We start from the raw sequence: 26,192 nt of genomic DNA on the forward strand, positions 1-26,192 counted from the left end.
AGCGATCCGCACCACATGCCCGATGAAGGTCTGAAACGCGGTGGATTGGGCCTCAGTCTTTGGGCAGTGCTTCGATAATGACAAATGCCTGCGCCAGCGGAAAATCATCGGTTATTGTCAAGTGAATGGCGCATTTCATGCCCTCCGGCGTCATCGCCTCCAGCCGCTTTGCGGCGCCGCCGCTGAGCTGCATGGTCGGCTTGCCGCCGGGAAGATTGACCACTCCCATGTCGCGCCAGAACACGCCTTTCGACAGGCCGGTCCCCAGCGCCTTCGAACAGGCCTCCTTGGCCGCGAATCGCTTGGCATAGGAGGCCGCACGCAGGGTTCTGCGATCGGACTTGGCGCGCTCGACATCGGTGAAGCAGCGGTTGGTGAAGCGTTCGCCGTGACGCTCCAGGGTCTTCTCGATGCGCCTGATGTCGATGAGGTCGCTGCCAATGCCGATAATCACGCGCTCTCTGCCCCGTCTGCCGGTCTGTCGGCCCGCTTCCCTGCCATCGCCTGCAGGCGGATCTTGGCCCGCGCCGCAAGCCGCGACTTGCGCCGTGTCTGAAATGCCCGCACCCCCCAATAGGTCAGAATGTAAAACGCGATGCCGGTAATAAGGCCAGGCGGAATGGCGCCGATCAGCATCGGCTTGAGCACCGGGTCCCACAATTGCTTGATGTCGAGATGCCGCAGCAAGCCTTCCAGATTGACGTGTCTCTGGTGCGCGCCGGTTTCAACACCGATCAGCATGTTGCCGATCTTGATCGTCAGCGTCCAGATGAACGGAAAGGACAAGGGATTGCCAAATGCGGTGCCCAGCGCAGCAGCAACCATGTTGCCGGCAAGCACATAGGCCAGCGCAAACGCCAGAATGAAATGAAAGCCAAGGAGCGGTGTCCAGGACGCGAACACCCCCGCGGCCACGCCTGCGGCAATGGCATGCGGCGTGGCGGTCAATCGCAACACACGCTTGATCAAATACTGGAACGACCGGCCGAACGACCTTCTCGGCCAGAGTGCGGTGCGCATCCGGTCAAAAAATCCCTCTGGTCTTCGGCGACGAAACAGCATCTGGTTCCCGTATATCGCTTCTTTTGTGTCAGCTCTAAGTCACACCGACAAGAATTCTCCTGGCGCATCCTTCTTTCACAAGATGCTCCGCCCCGTTCAGGTTCCAGTCTGGTCCGCCAACAGCGAAGATCTGGTAAAGGCCACGGCCAAAAAACAGCGTGCAAAGGGCCCAACGCCTGCATTCCTGGATTGGCACTCGCCCAGCCCGCCGCGCTATTGATAGATCCGCTCGACCGTGGACACCGATCCAAGCTCCCTCAATTGGGTGATCAGCTGATTGAGATGTTTAAGGTCCCAGACCTGCAGATCAATAAGCATCTCGGTAAAATCAGCCGCGATGCGCACCATCGAGAGATTCTGGATGTTTGTCTCGCTCGTGGCGATCCCCTGGGACACCTCGGCAAGCGTCCCCGGCGCATTGATCGCAGTCACCAGAATGCGCGCAGGAAACCTGTTCTTGTTGTTCTCGTCGATGTCCCAGCGGATATCGACCCATCGGCTTGGCTCGTCATCGAACTTGGTCAGTTCCGGCGACTGGATGGGGTAGATGGTGACCCCCGACCCGGTTTCCAGAATGCCGACGATACGGTCACCCGGAACCGCGCCACCCGGACCGAACCTGACCACTGAATTGTCATCCATGCCGCGGATTGGCATCGCGTCCATGTCAGGATCGGGGCCGATCCGGCGCGAAGTCTTGGTCGGCTTCTGGGTTTTCGCCAGGCCCGGCAGCTTGAAGATCAGTCCTGCCGCACTGCGCAGGTTGAACCAGCCTTCGTCTACCGGTTTTTGCTGCGAGACCCGCGTCTCCTGGTGGTTCGGATAAACCGCTCGGAACACGTCGTCAGAGGCCAGTTCCCCGCGTCCCACCGCCGTCAGCACATCCTCGACATCCTTGTGGCCCAGGCGGTGCAATACCGGCTTCAGCCCCTCTTTCGACAGCGGCTTGCCGGCGCGGGTGAAGGACCGCTCCAGTATCCGCATGCCGAGACCGGAATACTGCTTGCGTACGGCAGCTTTCGTCGCCCTGCGGATCGCAGCCCGCGCCTTGCCGGTGACCACAATCTCTTCCCAGGCCGGTGGAGGCACCTGAACTCCCGAGCGCAAGATCTCGACCTCGTCGCCATTGGCCAGCCGCGTGACCAGAGGCATGATCCGGCCGTTGATCTTGGCGCCGACACAGGTGTCGCCGATATCCGTATGTACGGCATAGGCAAAATCGATTGGCGTCGCTCCGCGCGGCAGGGCGATCAGTTGGCCCTTCGGCGTGAAGCAGAACACCTGGTCCTGAAACAGCTCGAGCTTTGTGTGTTCGAGGAAATCTTCCGGATTGTCGCCAACCGACAGTGCCTCGATTGTCTGCCTCAGCCAAGAATAGGCACGCGAATCCTTGGACAGCACCACGGCCTCATCGGTAGACGCGGCATCCTTGTAGAGTGTGTGCGCCGCCACGCCCCGCTCGGCCACCGCCTGCATCAGCGCAGTGCGGATCTGCAGTTCGACGCGTTGCCGCGACGGACCGACGATTGTGGTGTGGATTGAACGGTAGTCGTTCTGCTTCGGTGTCGAGATGTAGTCCTTGAAACGGCCCGGCACCACCGACCAGCGCATGTGCACGATGCCGAGCGCACGGTAGCAATCGGCCTCGCTGCCGACGATGATGCGGAATCCGAAGACGTCTGAAAGCTGCTCGAACGACAGCGATTTGGACTGCATCTTGCGGAACACGGAATAGGCCTTTTTCTGCCGGCCCTTTACCTGTGCCTTCAGCCCCTGCTGCTTGAACAGCGTCGACAACTCCTCCTCGATCGTATGAATCAGGTTCCGGTTGCTTTCCGACAGTTCGGCCAGTTTTCCGGTGACCGTGTCATAGGCCTCCTGATTGATGTTCTTGAAGGCCAGCTCTTCGAGCTCTTCACGCATGTCCTGCATGCCCATGCGGCCTGCCAGCGGCGCATAGATATCCATGGTTTCCTCGGCGATGCGGGCCCGCTTTTCAGGCGGCACGTGCTCGAGCGTACGCATGTTGTGCAGGCGATCCGCCAGCTTGACCAGCAGCACGCGGACATCATCGGAAATCGCCAGCAGCAGTTTGCGCAGGTTTTCAGCCTGTTTGGCCCGCTTGCTGACCAGATCGAGCTTCTTGATCTTGGTCAATCCTTCAACCAGCCGTCCGATATCCTCACCGAACAGCTCGTCGATCTCGGCGCGCGTCGCCGAAGTGTCCTCGATCGTGTCGTGCAGCAGCGCCACGGCAATGGTGGATTCGTCCAGACGCATTTCCGTCAGGATCGCCGCCACTTCCAGAGGATGGGAAATATAGGGGTCGCCGCTGGCGCGCGTCTGCTTGCCGTGCTTCTGCATGGCGTAGACATAGGCCTTGTTCAGCAGGGCCTCGTTCACATCCGGCTTATATTTTTGCACGCGCTCCACGAGCTCGTACTGACGCATCATAGAAATGGCACTCCAAAACAAGAAAATGCGCCGAATCGAACGACCGGCGCATGGTATTGCATCAGCTGTCTATCGGCCCCCGGCCGGTCGCCCGCAGATCGAACCAACCAGCGGGTTTCAGGCCAGACGCTTAATAGTCGTCGCTTTTTTCTGGCGGCACAAGCCCTTCAATGCCGGCAAGCAGCTCTTCTTCCGACATTGAACCGAAAGAAACGGCTTCCGGCTGTTCATCCTCGACCACCGTCTCCTCGGAAGTCTCGCCGGTCTGCAGGACGCGCTCCGGATCGGGCTCCGGCTCATCAACTTCCACGTGCTTCTGCAGCGAGTGGATCAGATCTTCCTTCAGATCGCCAGGTGAAAGAGTCTCATCTGCGATTTCCCTCAGGGCAACGACCGGATTCTTGTCGTTGTCGCGAGAAATGGTGATCTGGCCACCCTGAGAAATCTGGCGGGCGCGATGGCTGGCAAGCAATACCAGTTCAAAACGGTTATCGACCTTGTCGATGCAATCTTCGACTGTGACGCGGGCCATTGCCTGTCCTTTACAAACTGCTCATGGGGGGGTTTGACCATGCGATAAACACATTGTGTGGCGATTTCAAGTCCTTTAGGGCCAAAGCCCCTATTTCCGGGCTCAAGCCCGTGAGCACCCACAAGGTTTACGTGACGTTGCCTTGCGTCAGGTTCATTGATTGATTAGCAGCCATGCATAAGTATCAGGGCCGCCCCCCTTGAAATATGGTAGCAACCGCAGCATTTGCTTCCCCTCACGATTTCTTGAGTCGCGAAACAGTAGGATGATGGTAAACGGTTGGTAATAAAAAGTTCGAAATCGATCTATTTTTGCCACGCGCAGGCCGAATTCGTACCCGAAATAAATGAAATCGAATTTGAAAGGAAGCTTATAAGTGTTTGATCCCAGAGAAAAAATTGCACTATTTATTGACGGGGCGAACCTTTACGCCGCATCGAAAAGCCTGAATTTCGATATCGACTACCGAAAACTCCTCAAGGCATTTCAGTCTCGCGGCTATTTATTGCGCGCCTATTATTACACAGCCTTGATTGAGGATCAGGAATACTCGTCCATACGACCACTGATTGATTGGCTCGATTACAACGGCTACAAAGTAGTAACCAAACCCGCCAAAGAATTTACTGACTCCATGGGACGCCGCAAGATTAAGGGCAACATGGACATCGAGCTGGCGATCGATGCCATGGAGCAATCGGACGTGGTCGATCACCTGGTAATTTTTTCCGGTGATGGCGATTTCACCTCGCTGGTCGAAGCCCTTCAGCGCAAGGGCCGGAAAGTCACTGTGGTCTCCTCACTCTCTTCCCAGCCGCCCATGATCGCTGATGACCTGCGCCGCCAGGCCGATTACTTTATCGACCTCAACAGCCTCAAGTCCGAGATCGGGCGCGACGCCTCCGAAAGGCCGCAACGCTCATTTGCCCCTGTCGACGACGACGACGACGAATTCGACGATTGATCAGCGGAAGACCTCCCGTGAGGAGCGCTGACAATGAAAAAAATGAGCCGGACTACGATTGCAGCCTGTGCCCGCGCCTGCGCGGCTTCATTCTGCAGAACCGCCAGAGATTTCCCGACTGGCACAACGGACCGGTGGAAAACTGGTATCCATCCGAGGGCCCAAACTCCGCACAGCTGTTGATCGTCGGTCTCGCCCCTGGATTGCGTGGCGCCAATCGCACCGGAATTCCATTTACGGGTGACGACTCCGGCAGCCTCCTGTTCGAGACCTTGAGCAGATTTGGTTTTGCTTTCCCGGATCCGGGACTGGCTTCGGGTGCAAACTGGCGGCTGAGAGCCACCGCGATCACCAATGCCGTTCGCTTCGTCCCCCCCGCCAACAAACCGACAGCGGCTGAAATCAACACATGCCGCGAATTTCTCAGCCACACCATACAGCAGATGCATGCGCTCAGGATTATTGTCACTCTTGGCAAGATCGCCCATGACAGCACGATCCGCGCGTTGGGCGGAAAGATTTCACGTCACCCCTTCGCGCATGCTGCGCAGACCGAGCTTTCCGGTTTGACCCTGATCTCTAGCTATCACTGTTCTCGTTACAACATAAACACCGGTCGGCTGACGGCAGAAATGTTTGACGCGGTGTTCAGGAAGGCAGCCCGATCGCTGGGTATCGAACAGAGCCCGGCCCCCTCACATTCCACAACCAACGTGCCGGTCTAGCCGCGGTCGCGCAGAAGCCGTGACTTGTCACGGTTCCAGTCGCGTTCCTTTTGGGTCTGGCGCTTGTCGTGCAGCTTCTTGCCCTTGGCCAGTGCCAGCTGAAGCTTGGCCAGCCCCTTGTCGTTGAAATAGATCTTCAACGGCACCAGGGTCATGCCGTCACGCTGAACCGCCATCCCGAGCCGCGCGATTTCCCGCAGCTTGACCAGGATCTTGCGGCGGCGGCGGGGCTCATGGTTGAACTGGTTGGCCTGCAGATATTCCGGAATGTACGAATTGATCAGCCACAGCTCCCCGCCCTCTTCATTGGCGTAGGACTCTGCGATGTTCGCCTTGCCTTCACGAAGCGCCTTCACTTCGGTGCCGGTCAGGACCAGACCTGCCTCGAATGACTCGACGATCTCGTAATTGAACCGCGCCTTGCGGTTTTCAGCGACGACCTTGCCGTGTTGCGATTTGTCTTGTTTCCTTGGAGCCATGATCAGCCGGTCGCCACGCCCGCCTTGGCAAGCGCCGCATCGAGCAGAGCCGCTGTTGCCGGCTCGACGGTTGTCAGCGGAGATCGCACCACGTTCTTGATCAGCCCCATCTTGCCGAGGCAATACTTGACGCCGGCCACGCCGGGTTCTGCGAAGATTGCCTTGTGCAGCGGCATCAACCGATCAAGCATCGTCAGCGCGGTGGCATAATCGCCACGCAATGTCGCCTGCTGAAACTCGGCGCACTGACGGGGGGCAACATTGGCCGTGACAGAAATGCAGCCCACGCCGCCATGCACGTTGAAACCAAGCGCGGTCGGGTCTTCGCCCGACAGCTGAACGAAGTCCTTGCCGCAGGCCATGCGTTGCTCGGGCACCCGCGCAAGATTGCCGGTCGCATCCTTCACACCGATGATGCTCGGAAAATCGCGATGCAGTGCCGCCATGGTCTCCACCGACATGTCGACAACCGACCGGGGCGGAATATTGTAGATGATGATCGGCAGCTTGGTGGCTTCGGCCACAGCCTTGAAATGCAGATACAGCCCCTTCTGGGTAGGCTTGTTGTAATAGGGGGTAACCACAAGCACGGCGTCCGCGCCGGCCTTTTCCGCATGCACGGCAAGTTCAATCGATTCAGCTGTGTTGTTCGACCCGGCACCCGCAATCACGGGCACCCGTCGGGCTGCCACTTCGACGCACAGTTCCACAACCCGCTTGTGTTCGGCATGGGTCAGCGTCGGCGATTCACCGGTCGTTCCCACTGGCACGAGGCCGTTGCTGCCTTCCTTGATCATCCACTCGACATGGCCCGCAAAGCCATCCTCGTCCACCGCGCCACTGTCGGTAAAAGGGGTAATGAGGGCCGGTAGGGAACCCGTGAACATGCTGATCTCCAAATACTGTACGCGGCGCCCAAACGGCGCTTCACTCATTCACCCCACGCGATACAGGAAATAACCGCAACGGAAAAGCCTTGCGCGGCGCCTCGCGACGCTTTTGCGTCAAATGTCGGACCGGCACAGTCAAATCCCTCGCGCCCGCCGCAGATTACCCGCAATTGCAGGCGAAAGTCGCGTCTGAACGAAACGCGAAGGCCTACCGGACACCGGATGAACTGGCCTTGCCAGATTAGCCGAAGAGCTGGAGACTGGAAGCCTGCCCACCCGGATCAGGGACAGCAGCCAGCCCACGGGGACGTCGACACGGACAGAAGGCCATATGCAAAGAACCGCAATCGCATCTCTTTTCCTTTCTGCAGTCTTGGTTGGCAGTGGCGTGGCAGCCCCCCTCCCCTCGGGATCAATTCCCCTTCCTGTACCCAGGCCTTCCGCCGAGACCGCCGACAGGCAAGCTTCGGGCCCAGCCACCCCGGCTTCGAGGCCGGCAAGCGACGCGCTCAAATCAGGACTGGGAGCACTTGGCAACAACAATGCAGGCCTGGCGCGGTCGATCCGCGATATGATGCCGCGCACGGCACTTGAGCGCCATATCCTGACCTGGTCCATCGTCCTGTCGGGCGCCCAGGATGTCCCACCGGAGGAAATCGCGGAGGCTGCAGCAGAGCTGGAAGGCTGGCCCGGCCTCGCCTCGCTGCCGCGCCTGTACGAACGGGCCCTGTTTTTCGCGCAGACTCCCACGCAACAGGTGCTTGCCCAATTCAAGGACAAGGCCCCCGAGACCACCTTGGGCACCATCATGTGGATCCGGGCGCTGAAGGCAAGCGGCGACACAAAGCAGGCCAGGACCGTCGCTGCCAGGGCATGGCGCACGGAGATGATGGATGATCGCGAAACCGGCATCTTTGTCGACGAATTCGGCACCCTGCTGACCAAGGCCGATCATTTCCGCCGCATGGAGATGCTGCTCTACCGGGATCGCGTCAGCGACGCCAAGGAGATCTCACGCAAGGCCGAGGCATATTCGCTGTACCGCGCCTGGTCCACGGTAATCCGCAGCCCTGCCAGGGCCGGGGCCGCAATCGAGGCGGTCGACCGGTCATGGCATGAAACGCCGGCCTTCCTCTATCTGCGTATCCGCCAGCTTCGCGAACGCGAGCGCAACAAGGAAGCCGCGGCCCTTCTCGCAAAGATGCCGCGGGATCGTGCCGCACTGGTGGACCCCGACGAATGGTGGGTGGAAGCGCGCATCGTAAGCCGTGGGCTCTACGAGGACGGCGACGCAAAGGGTGCCTACAAGCTTGCTGCCGCCCATCTCGCCGAAAGCCCGGAGGAGATCGCTGAAGCAGAATTCCATGCCGGCTGGTATGCCTTGCGGGGCCTCAACGACGCCAAGACTGCCGCCAGGCATTTTGCTGCCATTCTCGATGTCGCCAACGGGCAGATATCTTCCGCGCGCGCCCATTACTGGCTCGGCCGCGCCGCCGAAGCCGGAGCGGGCGGCAAGGCATCGGAACACTACGCGCGCGCGGCGGAATTTCCCTCTACCTTTTACGGCCAGCTTGCCAGCGCCAAACTCGACCGCAAATCGCTGGATATCGCCTACCCGAAGCCAACGGCACAGGACAGGATCAGGTTCGAGCAGCGCGAAGCCGTCCAGGCGATCGGCAAACTTGAAGGAGCAGGTGCCGAGTGGCGCGCCGAAATGCTCTACCGCGCCCTGGCCGCCGAGCTCGACAGCCCCGGTGAGCTTGCCATTCTCTCAGCCATGGCTGAAAGGCGCGGCAATCATCAGACATCGCTGCAGGTTGGCAAGATCGCCTGGAACCGGGGCCTGGACGTCGCAGCGCTTGCCTATCCGCTTGGCGCGGTCCCCGATGGCGCAAACATCAAGGGATCTGGCAAGGCATTGGCCTACTCGATCGCCCGCCAGGAAAGCGCCTTCAACAAGGCCGCGGTCTCGCCGGCAAACGCCCGCGGGCTTCTCCAGATCCTGCCGGGAACGGCAAAGGCGGTGGCGAGGCGCCACGGCCTGCCCTATTCGAAACAGCGGCTGACCACCGACGCCGGTTACAATGCGACCCTCGGCGCGCATTTTCTCGGGGAGCAGATCGATGACTTCGGTGGTTCCTACATTCTCACCTTCATCGCCTACAATGCAGGGCCCAGCCGGGTGCCGCAGTGGATCGAGCGCTTCGGCGACCCCCGCGGCCGGCCGATCGATGAGGTCGTCGACTGGATCGAGCTGATCCCCTTCACCGAAACCCGCCATTACGTGCAGCGGGTGATGGAAAACTACCAGATCTACAAGGCGCGCCTCGGTCAGCCCGGCGACATCGAGGCTGATCTGAGATTTGGCCGCCGATGAACCCTGTCGCCTTGCTTGAAAAATAGGGTATAGGCATGATCCTGAAACATGACCGAGGCAACGGCAGGATCTGACATGGCAAACGGGAAGGTTGGCGCAGCCGCCACAAGCGAAACCGGCGGAGTTGAACACGTCTTCTTTTCCGCCAGCGACGGCCTGAGGCTGCATGCTGCCGACTATGGCCGAAGCAATCCCGCCACCCGGGGCCGCCTGCCGGTCGTCTGTCTCCCGGGCCTGACCCGAAACACACGCGATTTCGACGACCTCGCCCGGCGTCTGACGAGCGACCCGAAAATGCCACGGCGCGTGGTCAGTTTCGACTATCGCGGCCGTGGACAATCCGACTGGGACAAGGACCCCGGCCGCTACAACATTACCGTGGAAGCCGAGGATGTACTAAGCGGAATGACTGCCCTTGGCCTTAAACACGCGATTTTTATCGGAACATCGCGCGGCGGCCTGATCATGCATGTCCTTGCGGCCACCCGGCCCGGTATCATGGCCGCCGGTGTGCTCAACGACATCGGTCCGGTGATCGAAGGCGCCGGACTGGCACAGATCAAGGCCTATCTCTCCCGAATGCCGCAGCCGAAAGACTGGCATGATGCGGCACAGATCCTGTCCGAAGCCCATGCCAGGAGCTTCCAGGCTCTGACCGAAGCCGACTGGCTCGATTTTGCCCGCGCCGTCTATGTCGAAAAGGCCGGCAAGCTGACTGCCGACTACGACCCGAAGCTGCTGGCCGGCCTGAAAAACATCGACCTGAGCACACCGCTACCGAAACTGTGGCCGCAGTTCGACGGTCTCGGCCGCATACCACTGCTGGCGTTGCGCGGCGAACACTCCACTTTGCTGTCTGCCCGGACCCTGCTGGAGATGAAAGAGCGCGTCCCTTCGCTTCAGACGGAGACCATTGCCGGACAGGGCCATGCACCGATCCTGCACCTGTCAGGTATTCCCGAGATCTTGACCCGGTTCTTCGCCGCGGTTGACAAGCAGCACCGCCACTGAGGCAGATCCGACCGTCCGATGCCGGATTCGGGGTTATTCAAACGGAGACCGTTGAACAAGGGGTCGCGTCAATCTCCCAAGCGGCACGCGGCCGCGCAGCTTCATCCTGTGCCTTTGGGCTTGGGTTTCGGTTTGAGCTTCGCTTTGGGCTTGGGTGAAATTGAATTGGCAGCTTGGTCACTGGCCGCCTGCTTTGACACGTCCGTTGCCGCACCCTTGGCCAGAAGCTTGGCCTGCCGCACCCAGTCCTCCCGCTCGATGCGGCCAGGAAACGACAGCTGTTCGGCAAAGACTGCCTGCTGTTTCCGGGACCAGCCCGCGATCTGCGCAAAGCTGGTGATCCCGGCTGCATTCAGCTTTGCCTCGATCACCGGGCCCACACCCTTGATCTTTTGCAGATTGTCCGAACCGCCACCCGCAACGGTCCCGGCCCCCGCAGCCTTCGGTTTGGAAGCCGGGCGTTTGCCTGCTTTTGCGTTCTCTGCCGAGCCGGCCGCCTTGGCCCTGCCCGGTTTGGGGGCTTGGGCATCAGCCGCTGAATTTTCCGGCTTGAGCCTGCGATCTGCCATTATTGCGTTGCGCTCAGGCCCGCTCGCGGGACTCGACGCAGTCGGCACCGCAGTATCAACTCCTGTACCCGGCTTGCTTTCGACCCCTTCTGCCACATCCGGTGTGGCAGAAGCCCCCTGCTCCGAAATTCCCGGCCGAGAGCGACGGTCTGATGGCACCCGGTCTCCAGACGTGGCGGTGGCGGTTGACCCTCTGCCTGTCGTCGTCGTGGCAGCGGCATTCGAGCTATCCGATGAGGCGTCGAAGCGGCGCCTGAGCCAGCAACCGAAGAAACAGCCCAGTCCAAATGCAAGGGCGATGAAAAACACGACGTCGATGGCAAAGATCACCACTCTTCCCGCTCCTTGTCAGCTCCCGATACCTTCATTTTCGCGCTCTCCGGCAGGTGGTCCATCCGACCAGTCCTCCCACCGCAAAGGCAAGCATGAGCCATACCCAAAGATGTGTGAACATGTACCACATTGCGCACTCTCCTGGGCCGCAGGCCCCTTGAACGTTTGACCATCAATCGGGCTGGTTGAGGACACGAAACTCGATCCGGCTGTTCGCTGCCTCGGCTGTCTCCTTATCGGCGCTGTCAATGGAATCGGTTTCTCCAGCGCCGGCAGCAACCAGCCGGCCACGCTCGACACCCGCAGCCCTCAGGAATTCGATCACACTTTCCGCCCTGCGAACCGACAAAGCGAGGTTTTCAGTTTTCTCACCATCGGCATCGCTGTGTCCGGAAACCTCTACCCGCACCGTTCCGCAGCGCTGCACCACCCGGGCAATGCGGTCCAGAAATCCGTGCGAATGATCCTGAATTGAGGTTTCACCAGAATGGAACAGAACACTATTGTGACTCAGCAGGTCATTGAGTTCTGCCTGGCAGGTATCGGCTGCAAGATCAGCCTCTGCCTCCTGTAATTCCGAGATGTCCATATGAGCGGAAAATCCCGGCGGCAAGTTTTCACCCAGCAAGCGTTCGACCTCAGCCCGGCTTGCCGGATTGAAAGCGCGCCCTTCAACATGCACCACGCCATCCTCAATCCGCACTTCGGCTTGTTCGAGGCGGCTGAGGGCCTGAAGCGCGACCAGAGCCGCTTCCTCAAACCCGTCTGGCCGGCCTTCCACGGCCGTCAGCCGGTCATCGATGCGGGCCCTGCCAAACTTCAAAGCAGCTGCATAAAGCAACTTCTCCCTGACGGCGGAGCCCGGAACAGCTCCCCTCAACTCAAGCGTCCGATCTGCAAATGAAGCTGTCCACACAGCATCCTTTGCCCCGGCAATCCCGATATCGGCGGTCCCAAGCACCACGCCGTTCGGTAATTTGCCGGACAAGAGACTGTCGACTGTCCGGTAGGCTTGCGCGTCCCGCGCCTCCCCCTGCACACCGAGTGTCGTATTCTGGACCATGACGGATCCCTCGCTCAGGTGCTGAAGCGCCTTCAGACCCGTTTCGGCCGCCGCAAGCCAGTCCACCGCGTCAGGTACGCCCGCCGCAAACCGCATCTGATCCTTGACATCCCGGGCCTCGGAGATTGCCCGCCCGTGCTCCATGATGGCTTTCCGCATGGTGTCGTCCGGCACATAACCACCGATCACGAGCGTGTCAGCTGTCAGCACCGCAGTCCAGGAATACACCCCTGAAACCGGTGCCGGGCTGATATCTGTCGCGCTCAGAGCTCCTGCCGGAATCGATGCAAGCACCTCCAATGCGACTTCGTGATCATCTGGGTTGAGCGCCTGGCCGGAAACCCGAATCGTGTCATCGGTGATCTCGATTTTCCCGGTGGAAAAGCGCGGAAAAACGGCCAGGCCATGGCTTGCGAGCGAGACGAGATCCGCGGGAGCGCCGCGCGCCGGTTTCATCTGGTCAGACACCGCTATACCCGGCAGCAGCCCCGTCAATGTTGAAATGATGGCGGCACGGGCCGCTTCATGGGGAACGAAACCGCTCAGGATGATGCCGCTCGCCGTCTTCTCGGCAGACAAGCGGTAAGGGCTTTCCTCAGGCAACAGCGCCATACTATCCACGACTTTGCGCACCCCGGCGACATTGCGTGCGGCCAGCATCGCACTGTCCTGGCTGGCCTTGTCAGGCGCCAGCCCGCTCAGGACAATACTCCTGCCGACCGTGCCAACCTGGGCCCAGGCGTGATTCTGCCGCAGCGCCGAAAGTGTCCGCGACCGAAGCTCGGACTCCATCCCAGCCGCCTCGAACCACAATGCCAGGGCGGAAAGGCACGCAACAGCAGCCAACCCGGGCCAAATCCACATTTTCAGGTATTGCATGTGATCTCCGCCGCAAATCTGCTGACGGTGAACTTACCACTCCGGATCGAGACCCGCTAACTCAAAAGCGGGAGCAGCCGCACCGGGCTTCGAAAGCTTGTTCGGGTCGGGGCTGAGCCAAGGCACAAAAAAACCCGGCAGCCGAAGCTGCCGGGCTGTGTCTGATCAAACCGAGGTTTGATTAGAACGAGCGGCGGAACCAGACGAAGCCGGATGCCGTGTTGGTCTTCACACCGGCGATCGATGTGGTCTGACCCCAGTTACCTTCAAGGCGAACGTTGAAGTTGGTGACAGGAGTCCAGGACAGCGCGCCTTCGATGAGGTGAGCGTTCCGGAACGTGCCGCCGTTTGCAGCCGAGAAGCCATCGAAGTACTGATAACCGAGAGTCGCGTTAAGAGTTTCGGTGACATCCTGGGTGTAGCCGATGCCTGCGGACCAGTTGGCAACTTCAGCCGAACCAGCAGGGCGGCCCGGGAACGCAGCGCCGTAAGCGTTATTGAACCTGTTGGAGTAGAAGCCACCAACGCGGAGCGAACCGCCTGTAGCTGCAACAGCAACTTCGAGCATGCCCTTCACGCCAACTGCATTTGCAGTTTCATCGTAACCGACGTGGACAGCAGCGCCGCCCCAGCCCTGGGTCATGCCGAGAACACCGACGACGTCGGGAGTCCAGTCAGCGGTGGCGTCATGCTCGAGGGTCAGGCCTGCGTAGAAAGCGCCCGAGTCGTAGCGGTAACCAATCTGCTGACGCTGCTGGTAGCCGTATTGACCGCCGTTGTCGGTCTGGATGATACCCCAGTTGCCAACGCCGCCGCCCCACAGGGCTTCCCATGCGGATTCAGTGTAACCCATCCACAGGCCGCCGAGCTGCAGGACAGCCTGGTCCTGAACGACGTTTGCGTCACCGTTCACGTTGCCCGAGTTGGACTGGAAGCGGATGTAGCCGCGCAGGGTGCCGAGTTCGGTTTCCGAACGGGCGTCGAAGTTGACGCGAGCGCGGGTGTTCTGAACGTAGCCGGCGGTGCCGCGGGTTGCAGTCACGCGGAAGCGGACATAACCGTCGATCTTCAGGCAGGTTTCGGTGCCCGGGATGTAGAAGAAGCCGGTGCCGAAAGCGTCGCAGACGCGGACGTATTCAACGGGCTCAGGCTCAGCTGCAACGATAGCGTCTGCAGCGCGTGCGCCGGAAACAGCAACGAGTGCCGCTGCGGAGCCGATGAGAAGGCTCTTGATGTTCATGTTCTGACCTCCAGTCAAAAGTTAATGGTCTGGGTTGTCGCTGAAGGACAGTATTCTCTGTCCCATCCCCACAATGGTAGAAGCCAAGCGGGTTACCGCCGTGTCTTCGAGAGTGAACATACTCACCCGGACGGCCCGCGCAACGCCGATCACACTGCCCGGCAGGTCGGGACACCGCCTTCAGCTCCCCCCTGTTGCACAAATGACACGAAACGATCGCTTGCGCCCGGTTTTGTTTACCTTTCGTTAGCAATTAGCGGGCCTTAAGCCGGCGTCCCGGCCGGTCGAAACAGCAATTCACTGCCCGGTTTCGTTGGTTTTGGTGGAATCACCGCGGTTCCATGTTGCGCTGATACCCATGTCGATTCGCATCGGTCGAGGCGCTTGCGTCCAGATGGCCTGTAGGAACCGACAGAGAGAGACATCCACTCCGGTGCACATCGGCTTTATATATAGGCGATCGGAAACGCGGCCTGATTGAACCGCTCAGCATATTCGACACCCCCCGCCTCCGTCGCCGGTTGCGCCCCAATGTTTACCCTCGAGGGACCCGTGGCGCGTCGCCAGGCGAAGTCCCGGGATGAAAGGATGCGCCACGGGAATCAGAGACGGACCCGGGTGGCCACCAGCTTGAACGCTTCGTGGTCCAGCCGGCAGGGACAGACCGTTCATGCCTCCCCCTCTCCGGCCCTGTGATGGCGGAACCTCCCAGATCGCTCCCGGACTTCCCGTCGCCCCTGAAAACGACGGAAACGACAAAACCGTCGGCCGGTCAGGCAGTAGCCGCCTCGGGATTGGCGCGAGACAGACGCGCAGCAGCACGAAAACACGCCTTTCCGGCCGCCGGCCAAATCGCAAGGGGAGTGTTCAGCGGTGAAAACACGTGCCTGTCCGGCACCGCTGACAATCAATGACGAATTGAGGCCGGAATTCCGGTTGATTACCCGCCCATGCTGGGGTAACAGACCACTCGACGGAGAGGTGGCCGAGTGGTCGAAGGCGCTCCCCTGCTAAGGGAGTATACCCGGAAGGGTATCGAGGGTTCGAATCCCTTCCTCTCCGCCATTGCATGCCATCAACCAACTGTAATTGGTGTTTCTTTTCGACAGAAGCAGATGGCGATCCACCCTTCATCCCTGACTGAGAATATCGCTGCCGTCGATTCACGTCACAAAGACGATCCCATGAGCCAGTAGCACTTGGCGGGAATCACAGTCCCTTTCTCCCTTGCTCCAGGGAACTCGCTGGAAGCCTCCTCCCGATCGAGATGCGGAGAGTCCGCTTGATCGCTTCGAGAAAAGAAACTCAGTTCAGCATTCAGAGTCACAACCTGATCTTCGGTCAGGGTCCACGTGCGTTGTCGTCGCCGTTAGGCGTGGAACACGCGTCATTCAGGACGGTGCGATGACCTCGCGCTGGGCCAGTGCGGCGATGGTGGCGGCCTCGCCTGACGCCGTACGAGGGAATCGAAACCTGGTATTCGGCCCCATCGGAAGAAACAATGCCGACAGCGGCCGCTGCCGGACGATCAGCCGCTGATCGTGGACGCCGCATAACGGTTCATTTGCGCCCGGCGCCCGAACCCGAGCCCGGCTTCGCATCATCGCCCAGGAGAAGGTTTCCCCATTCGGAAACGCTGCGGATGCCCAGGAGGCGGCGGATGACGAGATGCCCGTAATCCCCGATCGACGGCGTCTTCACCTGGACACTCATGTAATCCGCCTTGCCGCACCGGGAGCAGGCGAAGGGCGGCGCGTCGACTGGCCTGTGCGGATTGAGCACCTGGACCAGGTCGGTGGCAAGATAGTTGATCAGACGCCGGCACAGCCCGCAGCGCACCACGATGATCTGGTCATCGTTGGCGGCATCCTGCAGCGTCCGGATCGGTTTGGCCGGGTGTCTGTGATATTTGTGGTGTTGCTCGGGCATGGCGTGCGAGGATAGGAACATTAGCAGAACATGCAAGACCATTTCGTCACAGGATGATCCTGTCACATCTTCGATCCGCAGCCACGGTGAGAAAGCGCTCGGATTCCGGCCGGATTTCACATATTCACCTGTTGAAGGCCGCAGTGGGCTCACTCGGGTAGGATTGTTGCGCGATCCAGTCTCGTGGCCTGATACTGGCTCCGTCGCTGCGAGCCCCACCCGCGCAATGTCCTGGTAACAGTCAAACCGGTCCTGTCGACCAGGCCTTTGATTGGGTAAGCCGCGCCGCAAGTGGCCATCTGCCGCGCCCTGGGTGAACGACCGAAATGGGACCGACGCCAGACAGTGTGCTTTTTGACTAGGCGCTACGCGGATCGGACATTCGGTCTCCTGCTTCCGTCTCGAATATGCCGCTCCTTGCCCCCTTCGGATCTGTCAAGAAGGCCTTCTCCAGTCAGCTTTTTACTGAACCCGATCGATGAAGCGCTGCACCAGTTCATAGGCGTTGTTTGCTTTAACACTGGTCGGCCTTTTGGCATCAATGGCATTTCTGAAGGCCTGAGCAATGCGGCTATCGATCAAAGCCCCTCAGATATGCAGCGAGTGGCCGAGCGCCTTAAGACAGGCTTCGTGCAGCGCCTCGCCCAGTGTCGGGTGGGCATGGATGATGGCGGCGATGTCATCGAGCCGGGAGCCCATTTCGATGGCGATGCCGAAGGCGGCCGCCAGCTCCGAGATACCCGAGCCTACTCCCTGCAGACCGAGAATGAGACCATTGTCCTTGCGGGCGACGACACGGACGAAGCCGCTTTCGGCTTCCATGCTCATGGCGCGGCCATTGGCGGTGAAGGGGAACTGGCCGGTGATGGTCTCGATGCCGGCGGATTTCGCCTCCTCGGGCGACAGGCCGCAGGCAACGATTTCCGGATCGGTGAAGCAGACGGCGGGGATACAGGCTTTGTCCCAGACGCGCTTCTTGCCGGCAAGGATCTCGGCCACCATCTCGCCCTGGGCCATGGCACGGTGGGCCAGCATCGGCTCGCCGGTGACGTCACCGATGGCGTAGACGCCGCGCATCGAGGTGCGGCAGGTCTCGTCGATGCGAATGAATTGGCCGATCATGTCCAGGCTGAGGCCCGGTATGCCTGCGCCCTGCGAGCGGGGCCGACGTCCGACAGTGACGAGGATCCTGTCGGCGGGCAGGTCGATGCTCTCGCCGTCGGTCTCGGCCGAAAGCCCCGTGTCCGACAGGCCCTTTGCGCGTGTGTTGAGCAGGACCTTGATGCCGAGGGTCTCCAGCGAAGTCATCACCGGGCGGGTCAGAGCGGAATCGTATTGCGGCAGGATCCTCGGCATTGCCTCCACCACGGTGACGGCAGAACCGAGCTTGGCATAGGCGGTGCCGATCTCGAGCCCGATATAGCCGCCGCCGACCACCACAAGCCGTTCCGGCACGGAATCGAGCGCCAGCGCCTCGGTTGAGCTGATCACCTTGCCGCCAAAAGCCAGGAACGGCAGCTCGACGGGTTCCGAGCCGGTGGCAATCACAACTGTCTCCGCCACGATGCGGATCGGCTCACCGTCGCGGGTGATCTGGACAGTCTTGCCGTCGAGGAACTCGGCCGTGCCATGGATCAGCCGCGTGCCGGCCTTCTTGAGCAGTCCTTCGACGCCGCCGGTGAGGCGGTCGACGATGCCATCCTTCCAGGCGATGGTGCGGGCAAGATCAATGGCCGGGCCGGCGGCGGTGATGCCGAGCGGCGAGCGGCCGTCGAACAGGGCGAGCTTGTGGAATTCGTGCGCTGCGTGGATGAGCGCCTTGGAGGGAATGCAGCCGACATTGAGGCAGGTGCCCCCGGCTTTGGCTTCTTCGACGACGATGGTCTCGATACCGAGCTGGCCGGAGCGGATACCGCAGACATAGCCGCCGGGGCCGCCGCCGATGATCAGCAATTTGCAGGAAAGGTCGATCATGGCTCAGTCCTCGATGAACAACAGGGCGGGTGTCTCGATCAGGCTCTTCAGCTTCTGTACGAAAACCGCGGCGTCCCAGCCGTCGATGACACGGTGGTCGAACGAGCAGGAGATGTTCATCATCTTTCTCGGCTGGAACTGCTGGCCGTCCCACATCGGCCGCACCGCCATCTTGTTAACGCCGACGATGGCGACCTCGGGATGGTTGATGATCGGCGTGGTGGCGATGGCGCCGAGCGGACCCAGCGATGTGATCGAGATGGTAGAGCCGGAGAGCTCGTCGCGGCTGGCTTTGCCGTCGCGGGCGGCTTCTGCGAGGCGGGCCATCTCGGCAGCACTTTCCCACAGCGAGCGGGCCTCGGCGTGGCGCACCACCGGCACCGTCAGGCCCGACGGCGTCTGGGTGGCAATGCCGATATGGACGCCGTCGAACTGCTCGATCACGCCGGCATCGTCGTCATAGCGGGCATTGAACGCCGGCTGTTCCTTCACGGCGGCGACGATGGCGCGCATGACGAAGGGCAGCAGCGTCAGCTTGCCGCGTTTGGACGCATGCTCTGTGTTGAGCGCGGTGCGCAGGTCTTCCAGCGCGGTGACATCGATTTCCTCGACGATGGTGATGTGCGGAATCCGCGACCAGGACTGCGTCATTTTCTCGGCAATCCTGCGCCGCATGCCGATGACCTTGACCTCGCGGCTGCCTGTTTTCGGCGCCCGGAATCGGCCGCTGCCCCGGCCGTCGTCTGCGAAGGCATCAATGTCCTCGTGCAGGATGCGTCCCCCCGGACCGGAGCCGGAGACCCGGCGCAGGTCAATGCCGGCATCGCGGGCATGCTGGCGCACCGAGGGAGAAGCGAGCGGCTTGGCGCCCGGCGCCAGCGGAACGCTGCGCTCGTGGCCGCCGCGCGGGGCGGACAGGGACGCGGATCTTGCAGGGGGCTGAGCCGTCATGGCGGGTCCGGCCTTAGCCAGCTTGCTTGACTCTGCCGGTGCGGGATCGGGCTTTGCCGACTCCCCCGTCCGGGAGACGTCCCGCTGAGGTTTCATTGCGGGCTCCGGCGCGCTTTCTTCGACCCTGGTCTCGGCCGGCTTCTCCCCGTCCTTGGCGTTACCGGTGCCCTCGACCTCGATCTCGACGAACCGTGCGCCGATGGCAACGGTGTCGCCGGGCTCGCCGCAGAGCCAGACCACCTTGCCCGACACCGAGGATGGCACCTCGACGGCGGCCTTGTCGGTCATCACCGTGCCGAGCACGTCATCCTCGTTGACCTGATCTCCGATCCCGACGTTCCATTCGGTGAGCTCCGCCTCGGCGATGCCTTCGCCGACATCCGGCAAATTGATGGTGAAAATGCCCATGTTCAGCCCTCCATGACCGCGAGCAGCGCCCGCTTCAGCCGTTCCGGCCCGGGGAAATAGGCCCATTCCTGGGCATGCGGATAGGGCGTGTCCCAGCCGGTAACGCGGGTGATGGGCACCTCGAGATGGTAGAAGCAGGATTCCTGCACCTGAGCGCTCAATTCTGCGCCGAAGCCGGAGGTCCTGGTCGCCTCGTGGATAATGACGCAGCGCCCGGTCTTCTTCACCGAGGCTGCGACAGTGTCGATGTCGAGCGGCAGCAATGTCCTGAGATCGATGATCTCGGCGTCGATTTGAGCTTCCTCGGCCGCGGCCTCGGCGACATAGACCATGGTGCCGTAGGCGAGCACGGTAACGGCGGAGCCCGCACGGCGGATCTCGGCCTTGCCCAGCGGCACGGTGTAGTAGTCCTCGTCGACTTCGCCCAGCGGATGGCTCTTCCACGGTGCGACCGGTTGGTCGTGATGGCCGTTGAAGGGGCCGTTGTAGAGCCGCTTGGGCTCGAGGAAGATCACCGGATCGGGGTCCTCGATGGCGGCCAGCAGCAGGCCCTTGGCGTCGCGGGGATTGGAAGGCACCACCACCTTGAGGCCGGCCACATGGGTGAACAGCGCCTCCGGGCTCTGACTGTGAGTCTGACCGCCGAAGATGCCGCCGCCGGTGGGCATGCGGATGACCATCGGGCAGGTGAACTGGCCGGCGGAACGGTGGCGCATGCGCGCCGCCTCCGAGACGATCTGGTCGTAGGCGGGATAGACATAATCGGCGAACTGGATCTCGACCACAGGTTTGAGGCCATAGGCGGTCATGCCGATGGCGGCGCCGACAATGCCGCTTTCGTTGATCGGCGCGTCGAAGCAGCGGCTGGCGCCGTATTTCTTCTGCAGCCCGGCGGTACAGCGGAAGACGCCGCCGAAATAGCCGACATCCTCGCCGAAGACGACAACCCTGTCGTCGGTGCCCATGGCAAGATCGTGGGCGTTGCGGATGGCTTCGATCATGGTCATGCGCGCCATATCAGTAGCCCCCCTCTTGGCGCTGCTGCACCAGATGCTGCGGCATCTCGGCATAGACATCATCGAACATGCTGCGCGGCGAAGGGTGGCTGCCATCGATCAGCGTGCCCTTGGCCTCGGCCTCGCGCTGGGCCGAGCGGACGCGGTCCGCGATTTCGGCCGTACCCTGGGTGTGGCGCTCGTCGGACCATTCGCCGATTGCGATCAGATGCGCCTTCAGCCGCTCGATCGGATCGCCCAGCGGCCAAGCGGCGGATTCGTTCTTCGAGCGGTAGGCGGCGGGATCGTCGGAGGTGGAGTGGCCACCGGCGCGGTAGGTGACATGTTCGATCAGCGTCGGGCCGTGGCCGGAGCGGGCACGCTCGGCGGCCCAGCTGGCCACAGCGTGGACGGCGAGATAATCGTTGCCGTCGACGCGGATTGCCGGAATGCCGAAACCGTGACCGCGCTCGGCGAAGGTGACGGCCGCACCCCGCGCCATGCCCTGAAAGGTGGAAATGGCCCACTGGTTGTTGACGATATTGAGGATCACCGGCGCGTTGTAGGTCGACGCGAAAACCATGGCCGAGTGGAAATCGCCCTCGGCAGTGGCACCGTCGCCGATCCAGCCGGCGGCAATGCGGGTGTCGCCGGCGATGGCCGAGGCCATGGCCCAGCCGACGGCCTGGATATACTGGGTGCCGAGATTGCCGGAAATGGTGAAGAAGCCATGGTCGCGGGCCGAATACATGATCGGCAGCTGCCGGCCCTTCAACGGATCGGCGGAATTGGAGTAGATCTGGTTCATCATATCGACAAGCGGATAGCCGCCGGCGATCAGGAGGCCCGCCTGGCGGTAGGTGGGAAAGTTCATGTCGCCCTGTTCGAGCGCCATGCGGAAGGCACAGGAGACGGCCTCTTCGCCCAGATGCTGCATGTAGAAGCTTGTCTTGCCCTGGCGCTGGGCGTTGGTCATGCGCTCGTCGAAAACGCGCAGCGTTATCATGTGGCGAAGGCCCTCGCGCAACTCGTCAGGCGTCAGCCTGCCGGCCCAGGGACCCATCGCCTCGCCATGGCGGTTGAGCACCCGGACGATGGAAAAGGCCATGTCACGCATGTCCTCCGGCGCGGTGTCGATCTCCGGTCGCCGGGTCTCGCCGGCCATGGGTACGACGAAATCGGAAAAGTCCGGCACGCCGCCGGGACGACAGCCGGGTTCGGGGACGCGAAGGCTGAGCGGTTTCGGATCGGTCATGGCTGCTCCTGATTCAGTTGCAGACGCGCCGGACTGGCCGGCAAGGACAAGGAATAGAAGTCAAATGCGGTGAAATTGGCGCGGTTCCAGACCGCATGGCACGACGGATCGCGAGAGCCGGCAACAAAGCGGACCGGCAAGATTGCCGCACTCGAAGCCAAAGGATCTGATGTGCAGGTGGGGCGGCAGATCGAGAACCCGCAAATGAAATCCAACGGCGCCTCCTCCAAAGCAGTTATCCGGCCGAAATCAAGGGTTATCGGCCGGGATATCCATGATTTCTGATCATATGTCCGCAACAGGCAAAATGTCCTTCTGATTTTGCTTCAAAACGGCTCAATTACAAATAAAGTAACTGTCAGATGTCAATTTTGAAGAAGGATCATCCAAATGGCCAAAGCTCTCGACACCATCGACCGCCGAATTCTCAAGGCGCTGGTCGCCAACGGTCGGTTGTCGAATGCCGAGCTTGCCAAGGAGGTTGGCCTGTCGGCAAGCCCCTGCTGGCAGCGGGTTAAGCGGATGGAGGATGAGGGCATCATTGCCGGCTACACGACGCTGCTCGACCACCGGGCGCTTGGCGTCGGCGAGACGGTGATGGTGGAGGTGCAATTGGAACACCACGACGCGCGCTCGCTCGAAGTACTGACCGAGGCGATGGCAAAGATCCCGGAGGTGTTGGAGATCTATCTGATGGCTGGCGATTTTGATTTTTTTCTCAAGATCGCTGTCAGCGGCACCCAAGGGGTGGAGGAATTCCTGCGCGAAAAGCTGTTCCGGGTGCCGGGGCTCAGGCATTCAAAGTCGAATTTCTCGCTGCGGTGTGTGAAACAGGTGGCGGCTTACGTGCCGGATTGAGGGGATGGAGCGACGCGGAGCCGTGATGAGACTGAATAGCCCCTCGATTCCCAGGTGCCTTCTACTCTGATTTTGAGGCGAGGAGGCCATGATGGGCAAAGTATATTTCAGCAACGATTTCAAACGGGACGCAGTGGCGCTGATCACCAAGCGGGGCTGTCCGGTCGCGGAAGTGTCGAAGCGGCTGGGCGTCAGTCTGCACTCGCTCTATGCTTGGAAGAAGAAGTTTTCACAGCCTCCTGGCGGTGGCGACAATGCGGAGATCAGACGGTTGAAGCGCGACCTGACGAGGTCAACGAGGAACGCGACATCCTAAAACAAGCCACCGCATATGTCGCCAAGGATGCCCCCCTCTCGACAATGTAAACATCGTCTGCCGGGCAGCGAGTGAGATACGCGTTCGTGGCCGAGCATCGCCCGCTGTTTCCGGTGCGGGCGATGTGTCGAATCAGCCCAGCGGCCTTGAGAGTGTACAGCGAGCCTCGGCCCGGGGTCGGAAGGCAGGCAGCACGCACTTTGCTCAGCGTCGGCGCGAAATACGAAGCATTTAAAGGGTGTTCCGGCATCTCCAGGCTTGCGAAACACAGTGCTTGTGGCCGGGCTTTCTTGAGCCACGTCCAAAATATTGCATGAATATACAATAGTCTAATGGCATCAGACCGCCGCTCATGTTTCTTTGGAGACTGCTATTAGCGTAGCTATGGCTGCAAGGCAGGGAGGCCTTGCGCATTCCACTCCAGGGAGGATTTTATGTCGAAATTTGAATTGAATCGCCGCTCGCTGATCAAGTCGGGCGCCGCCATCGGTGCCGGCCTTGCCCTGCCAACCATCTTCACCAGCTCGGCGCGCGCCTATCTCAATGAGCCAAAGGGCAGCACTGTCACGCTTGGCTTCAACGTTCCGCAGACCGGGCCCTATGCCGAAGAAGGTCTGGACGAACTTCGTGCCCAGGAACTTGCTGTCCAGCACCTCAATGGCGAGGGCGACGGCGGTATGATCAACACCTTCTCGTCAAAGGCTCTCAAGGGCAACGGCATCCTGGGAAAGAAGGTCCAGTTCGTCACCGGCGACACCCAGACGAAGTCTGACGCCGCCCGTGCATCGGCTAAGTCGATGATCGAAAAAGACGGCGCCATCATGATCAACGGCGGATCGTCCTCGGGCGTAGCCGTGGCTGTGCAGGGCCTCTGCCAGGAAGCCGGTGTCATCTTCATGGCCGGCCTCACCCATGCCAACGACACCACCGGCAAGGACCGCAAGGCCAACGGCTTCCGTCACTTCTTCAACGCCTACATGTCGGGTGCGGCCCTCGCCCCCGTGCTGGCCAAGGAATATGGCAACGAGCGTCGCGCCTACCACCTGACAGCAGACTACAACTGGGGCTGGACGCAGCAGGAATCGATCCAGAAGGCCACCGAAGCGCTTGGCTGGCAGACCGTCGAAAACGTGCTGACGCCGCTCGCCTCCACGGACTTCTCATCCTACATCGCTCCGGTTCTCAACTCCGGCGCAGACGTGCTGGTGCTCAACCACTACGGCGGCAACATGGTCAACTCGCTGACCAATGCGATCCAGTTCGGCCTGCTCGACAAGATGGTCGATGGCAAGCAGTTCGAAATCGTCGTCCCGCTCTACTCCGAACTGATGGCGGCCGGTGCCGGCGCCAATGTGCGCGGCGTGTTCGGTTCGATGAACTGGAACTGGCAGCTGCAGGACGAAGGCTCCAAGGCCTTCGTGAAGTCGTTCGGCGAAAAATACGGTCGTCCGCCCTCGAACTCGGCGCACACCTGCTACGTCCAGACGCTGCTCTATGCGGATGCCTGTGAGCGGGCCGGAACCTTCGATCCCTGCGGTGTTGTCGAAGCCCTTGAAGGCTTCGAGTTCGACGGTCTTGGCAATGGTCCGACCCTCTACCGCGCCGAAGACCACCAGTGCTTCAAGGACGTGCTCGTCATGAAGGGCAAGGAAAACCCGACCAACGAGTACGACACCCTGGAAATCGTCGAGGTCACACCGGTCGAGCAGGTTACCTACCCGCCGAACCACCCGATGTTCGGTGGCGACGAGGCCACGCTCGGAACCTGCAACTCGGGCGCGTAACACGCTTTGAGACGCTGCCGCACCGCCCGACCGGCGGTGCGGCATTATCCGGAATTTGGGCTAGGACCGCAGCGCCCGCAGCGCGCGGTTTATTGATGCGGGCATCAAAATGGACGCAATAATTCTTCAAGTTCTGAACGGACTGGACAAAGGCAGCGCCTATGCCCTGATCGCACTCGGACTTACACTCATTTTCGGCACCCTCGGCGTGGTCAACTTCGCCCATGGCGCCCTGTTCATGCTCGGCGCCTTCTGTGCCGTCACGCTTCAGAAAATCCTCTCGCTGTCGTTTACGGTGGAAGACCCGACCCAGAAGGATTTTCTCGGCAATCCCCTCAAGGTCGACACGCCCTATGTCGTGTCCTGGTTCGGGGATGCGACCGGCAACGCCATTTTGAACTGGTCGGTGCCGCTGGCGATCCTGTTTGCCATACCTGTCATGCTGCTCGTCGGCTATGTGATGGAACGCGGGCTGATCAAGCATTTCTACAAACGCCCCCACGCAGATCAGATCCTGGTCACGTTTGGCCTCGCCATCGTCATCCAGGAGATCGTCAAATACTTCTATGGCGCCAACCCCATTCCGACGCCGGCACCCGACGCCTTTCGCGGATCCGTCGATTTCGGCGTGATGATCGGCTTTGCCGAGAACCAGATCATCTACCCGTACTGGCGGCTGATCTACTTCCTGTTTTCGGCCGCAATCATCGGCGCGGTGTTCGCATTCCTGCGGTTCACAACTTTCGGCATGGTGGTGCGCGCCGGCATGGCCGACCGCGAGACCGTCGGCCTTCTCGGCATCAATATCGACAAGCGATTCACCATCATGTTCGGCATCGCAGCCGCCGTGGCAGGTCTCGCCGGTGTCATGTATGCGCCGATCAATTCACCCAACTACCATATGGGCATGGACTTCCTCGTGCTGTCCTTCGTCGTGGTCGTGGTCGGCGGCATGGGCTCCCTGCCTGGCGCCGTGCTGGCCGGCTTCCTGCTCGGGGTTCTTGAAAGCTTCGCCTCGATGAACGAGGTCAAGTCGATCCTTCCGGGCATCGACCAAATCATCATCTATCTAGTTGCAATCATCATCCTTTTGACCCGCCCCCGCGGTCTCATGGGGCGCAGAGGCGTGATGGAGGAATAAATC

Annotated in this window: 21 protein-coding genes, 1 tRNA gene and 1 pseudogene; 9 read left to right on the forward strand and 14 right to left on the reverse strand. The window is 60.9% G+C overall.

All coding sequences use genetic code 11. From position 1 onward, the window contains the following. Positions 1-52: 52 nt before the first annotated feature. The 4 genes from acpS to rpoZ all read right to left on the reverse strand — a co-directional run bounded on the left by acpS (position 53) and on the right by rpoZ (position 4,048). The gene (acpS, locus tag CRO46_RS03065; protein WP_097104953.1) at positions 53-454 is read right to left on the reverse strand and encodes a holo-ACP synthase; all 402 of its coding nucleotides are present in this window, start codon (positions 452-454) and stop codon (positions 53-55) included. Then, positions 451-1,062 (reverse strand): DUF2062 domain-containing protein, encoded by a 612-nt coding sequence (locus CRO46_RS03070; protein WP_097104956.1) that lies wholly within the window; start codon positions 1,060-1,062, stop codon positions 451-453. The genes acpS and CRO46_RS03070 overlap by 4 nt, the downstream gene beginning before the upstream one ends. Positions 1,063-1,275: 213 nt before the next feature. Next, complete coding sequence (locus tag CRO46_RS03075) at positions 1,276-3,516, reverse strand: RelA/SpoT family protein (RefSeq protein WP_097104960.1); 2,241 nt, start codon at positions 3,514-3,516, stop codon at positions 1,276-1,278. 130 nt (positions 3,517-3,646) lie between these two features. Then, complete coding sequence (rpoZ, locus tag CRO46_RS03080) at positions 3,647-4,048, reverse strand: DNA-directed RNA polymerase subunit omega (RefSeq protein ID WP_097104965.1); 402 nt, start codon at positions 4,046-4,048, stop codon at positions 3,647-3,649. Positions 4,049-4,424: 376 nt separating this feature from the next. Here rpoZ and CRO46_RS03085 point away from each other — a divergent pair, with 376 nt between their 5' ends. Together CRO46_RS03085 and CRO46_RS03090 are read left to right on the forward strand one after the other, a co-directional pair. After that, entirely contained in the window at positions 4,425-5,012 is a 588-nt protein-coding gene (locus CRO46_RS03085; RefSeq protein ID WP_097104967.1) for a LabA-like NYN domain-containing protein, read from the forward strand. A gap of 17 nt (positions 5,013-5,029) precedes the next feature. Then, positions 5,030-5,737: a uracil-DNA glycosylase gene (locus CRO46_RS03090; protein WP_097104970.1), complete on the forward strand. Its 708-nt coding sequence runs from the start codon at positions 5,030-5,032 to the stop codon at positions 5,735-5,737. Here CRO46_RS03090 and smpB read toward each other — a convergent pair. Together smpB and dapA are read right to left on the reverse strand one after the other, a co-directional pair. Beyond that, positions 5,734-6,216, reverse strand: a complete 483-nt coding sequence (smpB, locus tag CRO46_RS03095; protein WP_097104973.1) for an SsrA-binding protein SmpB — start codon at positions 6,214-6,216, stop codon at positions 5,734-5,736. The genes CRO46_RS03090 and smpB overlap by 4 nt on opposite strands. Positions 6,217-6,218: 2 nt before the next feature. Beyond that, positions 6,219-7,103 carry a 4-hydroxy-tetrahydrodipicolinate synthase gene (gene dapA, locus CRO46_RS03100; RefSeq protein WP_097104975.1) on the reverse strand — a complete coding sequence of 295 codons (885 nt, stop codon included), beginning with the start codon at positions 7,101-7,103 and terminating at the stop codon, positions 6,219-6,221. 334 nt (positions 7,104-7,437) lie between these two features. On the opposite strand from dapA, the gene CRO46_RS03105 reads away from it, so the two are divergent. Together CRO46_RS03105 and CRO46_RS03110 are read left to right on the forward strand one after the other, a co-directional pair. Next, positions 7,438-9,483: a lytic transglycosylase domain-containing protein gene (locus CRO46_RS03105; RefSeq protein WP_097104976.1), complete on the forward strand. Its 2,046-nt coding sequence runs from the start codon at positions 7,438-7,440 to the stop codon at positions 9,481-9,483. A gap of 75 nt (positions 9,484-9,558) precedes the next feature. After that, the gene (locus CRO46_RS03110) at positions 9,559-10,494 is read left to right on the forward strand and encodes an alpha/beta fold hydrolase (RefSeq protein WP_097106455.1); all 936 of its coding nucleotides are present in this window, start codon (positions 9,559-9,561) and stop codon (positions 10,492-10,494) included. A gap of 101 nt (positions 10,495-10,595) precedes the next feature. Here CRO46_RS03110 and CRO46_RS03115 read toward each other — a convergent pair whose 3' ends face one another. The 3 genes from CRO46_RS03115 to CRO46_RS03125 form a co-directional block, all read right to left on the reverse strand. Then, a complete protein-coding gene (locus CRO46_RS03115) occupies positions 10,596-11,063 on the reverse strand; it encodes a hypothetical protein (RefSeq protein ID WP_097104983.1) in 468 nt (155 codons plus the stop codon). A 505-nt stretch (positions 11,064-11,568) separates the two neighbouring features. Then, positions 11,569-13,338, reverse strand: a complete 1,770-nt coding sequence (locus tag CRO46_RS03120; protein WP_097104985.1) for an OmpA family protein — start codon at positions 13,336-13,338, stop codon at positions 11,569-11,571. A 181-nt stretch (positions 13,339-13,519) separates the two neighbouring features. Further along, positions 13,520-14,578: a porin gene (locus tag CRO46_RS03125; RefSeq protein WP_097104987.1), complete on the reverse strand. Its 1,059-nt coding sequence runs from the start codon at positions 14,576-14,578 to the stop codon at positions 13,520-13,522. Positions 14,579-15,553: 975 nt separating this feature from the next. On the opposite strand from CRO46_RS03125, the gene CRO46_RS03130 reads away from it, so the two are divergent. Continuing rightward, positions 15,554-15,643, forward strand: a tRNA-Ser gene (locus tag CRO46_RS03130). Positions 15,644-16,138: 495 nt separating this feature from the next. Here the strand turns inward: CRO46_RS03130 and CRO46_RS03135 are convergent. The 5 genes from CRO46_RS03135 to CRO46_RS03155 all read right to left on the reverse strand — a co-directional run bounded on the left by CRO46_RS03135 (position 16,139) and on the right by CRO46_RS03155 (position 22,090). Beyond that, on the reverse strand, positions 16,139-16,543 hold the full coding sequence (locus tag CRO46_RS03135) for a hypothetical protein (protein WP_210421473.1): 405 nt from the start codon (positions 16,541-16,543) through the stop codon (positions 16,139-16,141). A 552-nt stretch (positions 16,544-17,095) separates the two neighbouring features. Then, a complete protein-coding gene (gene lpdA, locus CRO46_RS03140; protein ID WP_097104993.1) occupies positions 17,096-18,481 on the reverse strand; it encodes a dihydrolipoyl dehydrogenase in 1,386 nt (461 codons plus the stop codon). Between the two features lie 3 nt (positions 18,482-18,484). After that, positions 18,485-19,840: a dihydrolipoamide acetyltransferase family protein gene (locus tag CRO46_RS03145; protein WP_097104996.1), complete on the reverse strand. Its 1,356-nt coding sequence runs from the start codon at positions 19,838-19,840 to the stop codon at positions 18,485-18,487. 2 nt (positions 19,841-19,842) lie between these two features. Further along, a complete protein-coding gene (locus CRO46_RS03150; RefSeq protein ID WP_097105000.1) occupies positions 19,843-20,856 on the reverse strand; it encodes an alpha-ketoacid dehydrogenase subunit beta in 1,014 nt (337 codons plus the stop codon). Between the two features lies 1 nt (position 20,857). Beyond that, positions 20,858-22,090 (reverse strand): thiamine pyrophosphate-dependent enzyme, encoded by a 1,233-nt coding sequence (locus CRO46_RS03155; RefSeq protein ID WP_097105002.1) that lies wholly within the window; start codon positions 22,088-22,090, stop codon positions 20,858-20,860. A 390-nt stretch (positions 22,091-22,480) separates the two neighbouring features. Here CRO46_RS03155 and CRO46_RS03165 point away from each other — a divergent pair, with 390 nt between their 5' ends. From CRO46_RS03165 to CRO46_RS03180, 4 genes and pseudogenes are all read left to right on the forward strand, one after another. Then, positions 22,481-22,948, forward strand: a complete 468-nt coding sequence (locus CRO46_RS03165) for an Lrp/AsnC family transcriptional regulator (protein ID WP_097105007.1) — start codon at positions 22,481-22,483, stop codon at positions 22,946-22,948. Between the two features lie 91 nt (positions 22,949-23,039). Beyond that, positions 23,040-23,395 (forward strand): annotated as a pseudogene (locus CRO46_RS20315) (transposase); the annotation flags it as partial. A 303-nt stretch (positions 23,396-23,698) separates the two neighbouring features. Then, entirely contained in the window at positions 23,699-25,048 is a 1,350-nt protein-coding gene (locus tag CRO46_RS03175; protein WP_097105013.1) for a substrate-binding protein, read from the forward strand. A gap of 109 nt (positions 25,049-25,157) precedes the next feature. Further along, the gene (locus CRO46_RS03180; RefSeq protein ID WP_097105017.1) at positions 25,158-26,189 is read left to right on the forward strand and encodes a branched-chain amino acid ABC transporter permease; all 1,032 of its coding nucleotides are present in this window, start codon (positions 25,158-25,160) and stop codon (positions 26,187-26,189) included. Positions 26,190-26,192 lie beyond the last annotated feature (3 nt).

Origin of the sequence: Parahoeflea halophila (genome assembly GCF_900220985.1) — a bacterium.
Classification (GTDB): domain Bacteria; phylum Pseudomonadota; class Alphaproteobacteria; order Rhizobiales; family Rhizobiaceae; genus Hoeflea; species Hoeflea halophila.

Bases quoted from the DNA above. Each gene is read 5' to 3' on its own strand.
- CRO46_RS03070 (WP_097104956.1), bottom strand. From the start codon at position 1,062: ATGCTGTTTCGTCGCCGAAGACCAGAGGGATTTTTTGACCGGATGCGC.
- CRO46_RS03075 (WP_097104960.1), bottom strand. From the start codon at position 3,516: ATGATGCGTCAGTACGAGCTCGTGGAGCGCGTGCAAAAATATAAGCCG.
- rpoZ (WP_097104965.1), bottom strand. From the start codon at position 4,048: ATGGCCCGCGTCACAGTCGAAGATTGCATCGACAAGGTCGATAACCGT.
- smpB (WP_097104973.1), bottom strand. From the start codon at position 6,216: ATGGCTCCAAGGAAACAAGACAAATCGCAACACGGCAAGGTCGTCGCT.
- dapA (WP_097104975.1), bottom strand. From the start codon at position 7,103: ATGTTCACGGGTTCCCTACCGGCCCTCATTACCCCTTTTACCGACAGT.
- CRO46_RS03105 (WP_097104976.1), top strand. From the start codon at position 7,438: ATGCAAAGAACCGCAATCGCATCTCTTTTCCTTTCTGCAGTCTTGGTT.
- CRO46_RS03110 (WP_097106455.1), top strand. From the start codon at position 9,559: ATGGCAAACGGGAAGGTTGGCGCAGCCGCCACAAGCGAAACCGGCGGA.
- CRO46_RS03115 (WP_097104983.1), bottom strand. From the start codon at position 11,063: ATGGCAGATCGCAGGCTCAAGCCGGAAAATTCAGCGGCTGATGCCCAA.
- CRO46_RS03120 (WP_097104985.1), bottom strand. From the start codon at position 13,338: ATGCAATACCTGAAAATGTGGATTTGGCCCGGGTTGGCTGCTGTTGCG.
- CRO46_RS03125 (WP_097104987.1), bottom strand. From the start codon at position 14,578: ATGAACATCAAGAGCCTTCTCATCGGCTCCGCAGCGGCACTCGTTGCT.
- lpdA (WP_097104993.1), bottom strand. From the start codon at position 18,481: ATGATCGACCTTTCCTGCAAATTGCTGATCATCGGCGGCGGCCCCGGC.
- CRO46_RS03145 (WP_097104996.1), bottom strand. From the start codon at position 19,840: ATGGGCATTTTCACCATCAATTTGCCGGATGTCGGCGAAGGCATCGCC.
- CRO46_RS03150 (WP_097105000.1), bottom strand. From the start codon at position 20,856: ATGGCGCGCATGACCATGATCGAAGCCATCCGCAACGCCCACGATCTT.
- CRO46_RS03155 (WP_097105002.1), bottom strand. From the start codon at position 22,090: ATGACCGATCCGAAACCGCTCAGCCTTCGCGTCCCCGAACCCGGCTGT.
- CRO46_RS03165 (WP_097105007.1), top strand. From the start codon at position 22,481: ATGGCCAAAGCTCTCGACACCATCGACCGCCGAATTCTCAAGGCGCTG.
- CRO46_RS03175 (WP_097105013.1), top strand. From the start codon at position 23,699: ATGTCGAAATTTGAATTGAATCGCCGCTCGCTGATCAAGTCGGGCGCC.
- CRO46_RS03180 (WP_097105017.1), top strand. From the start codon at position 25,158: ATGGACGCAATAATTCTTCAAGTTCTGAACGGACTGGACAAAGGCAGC.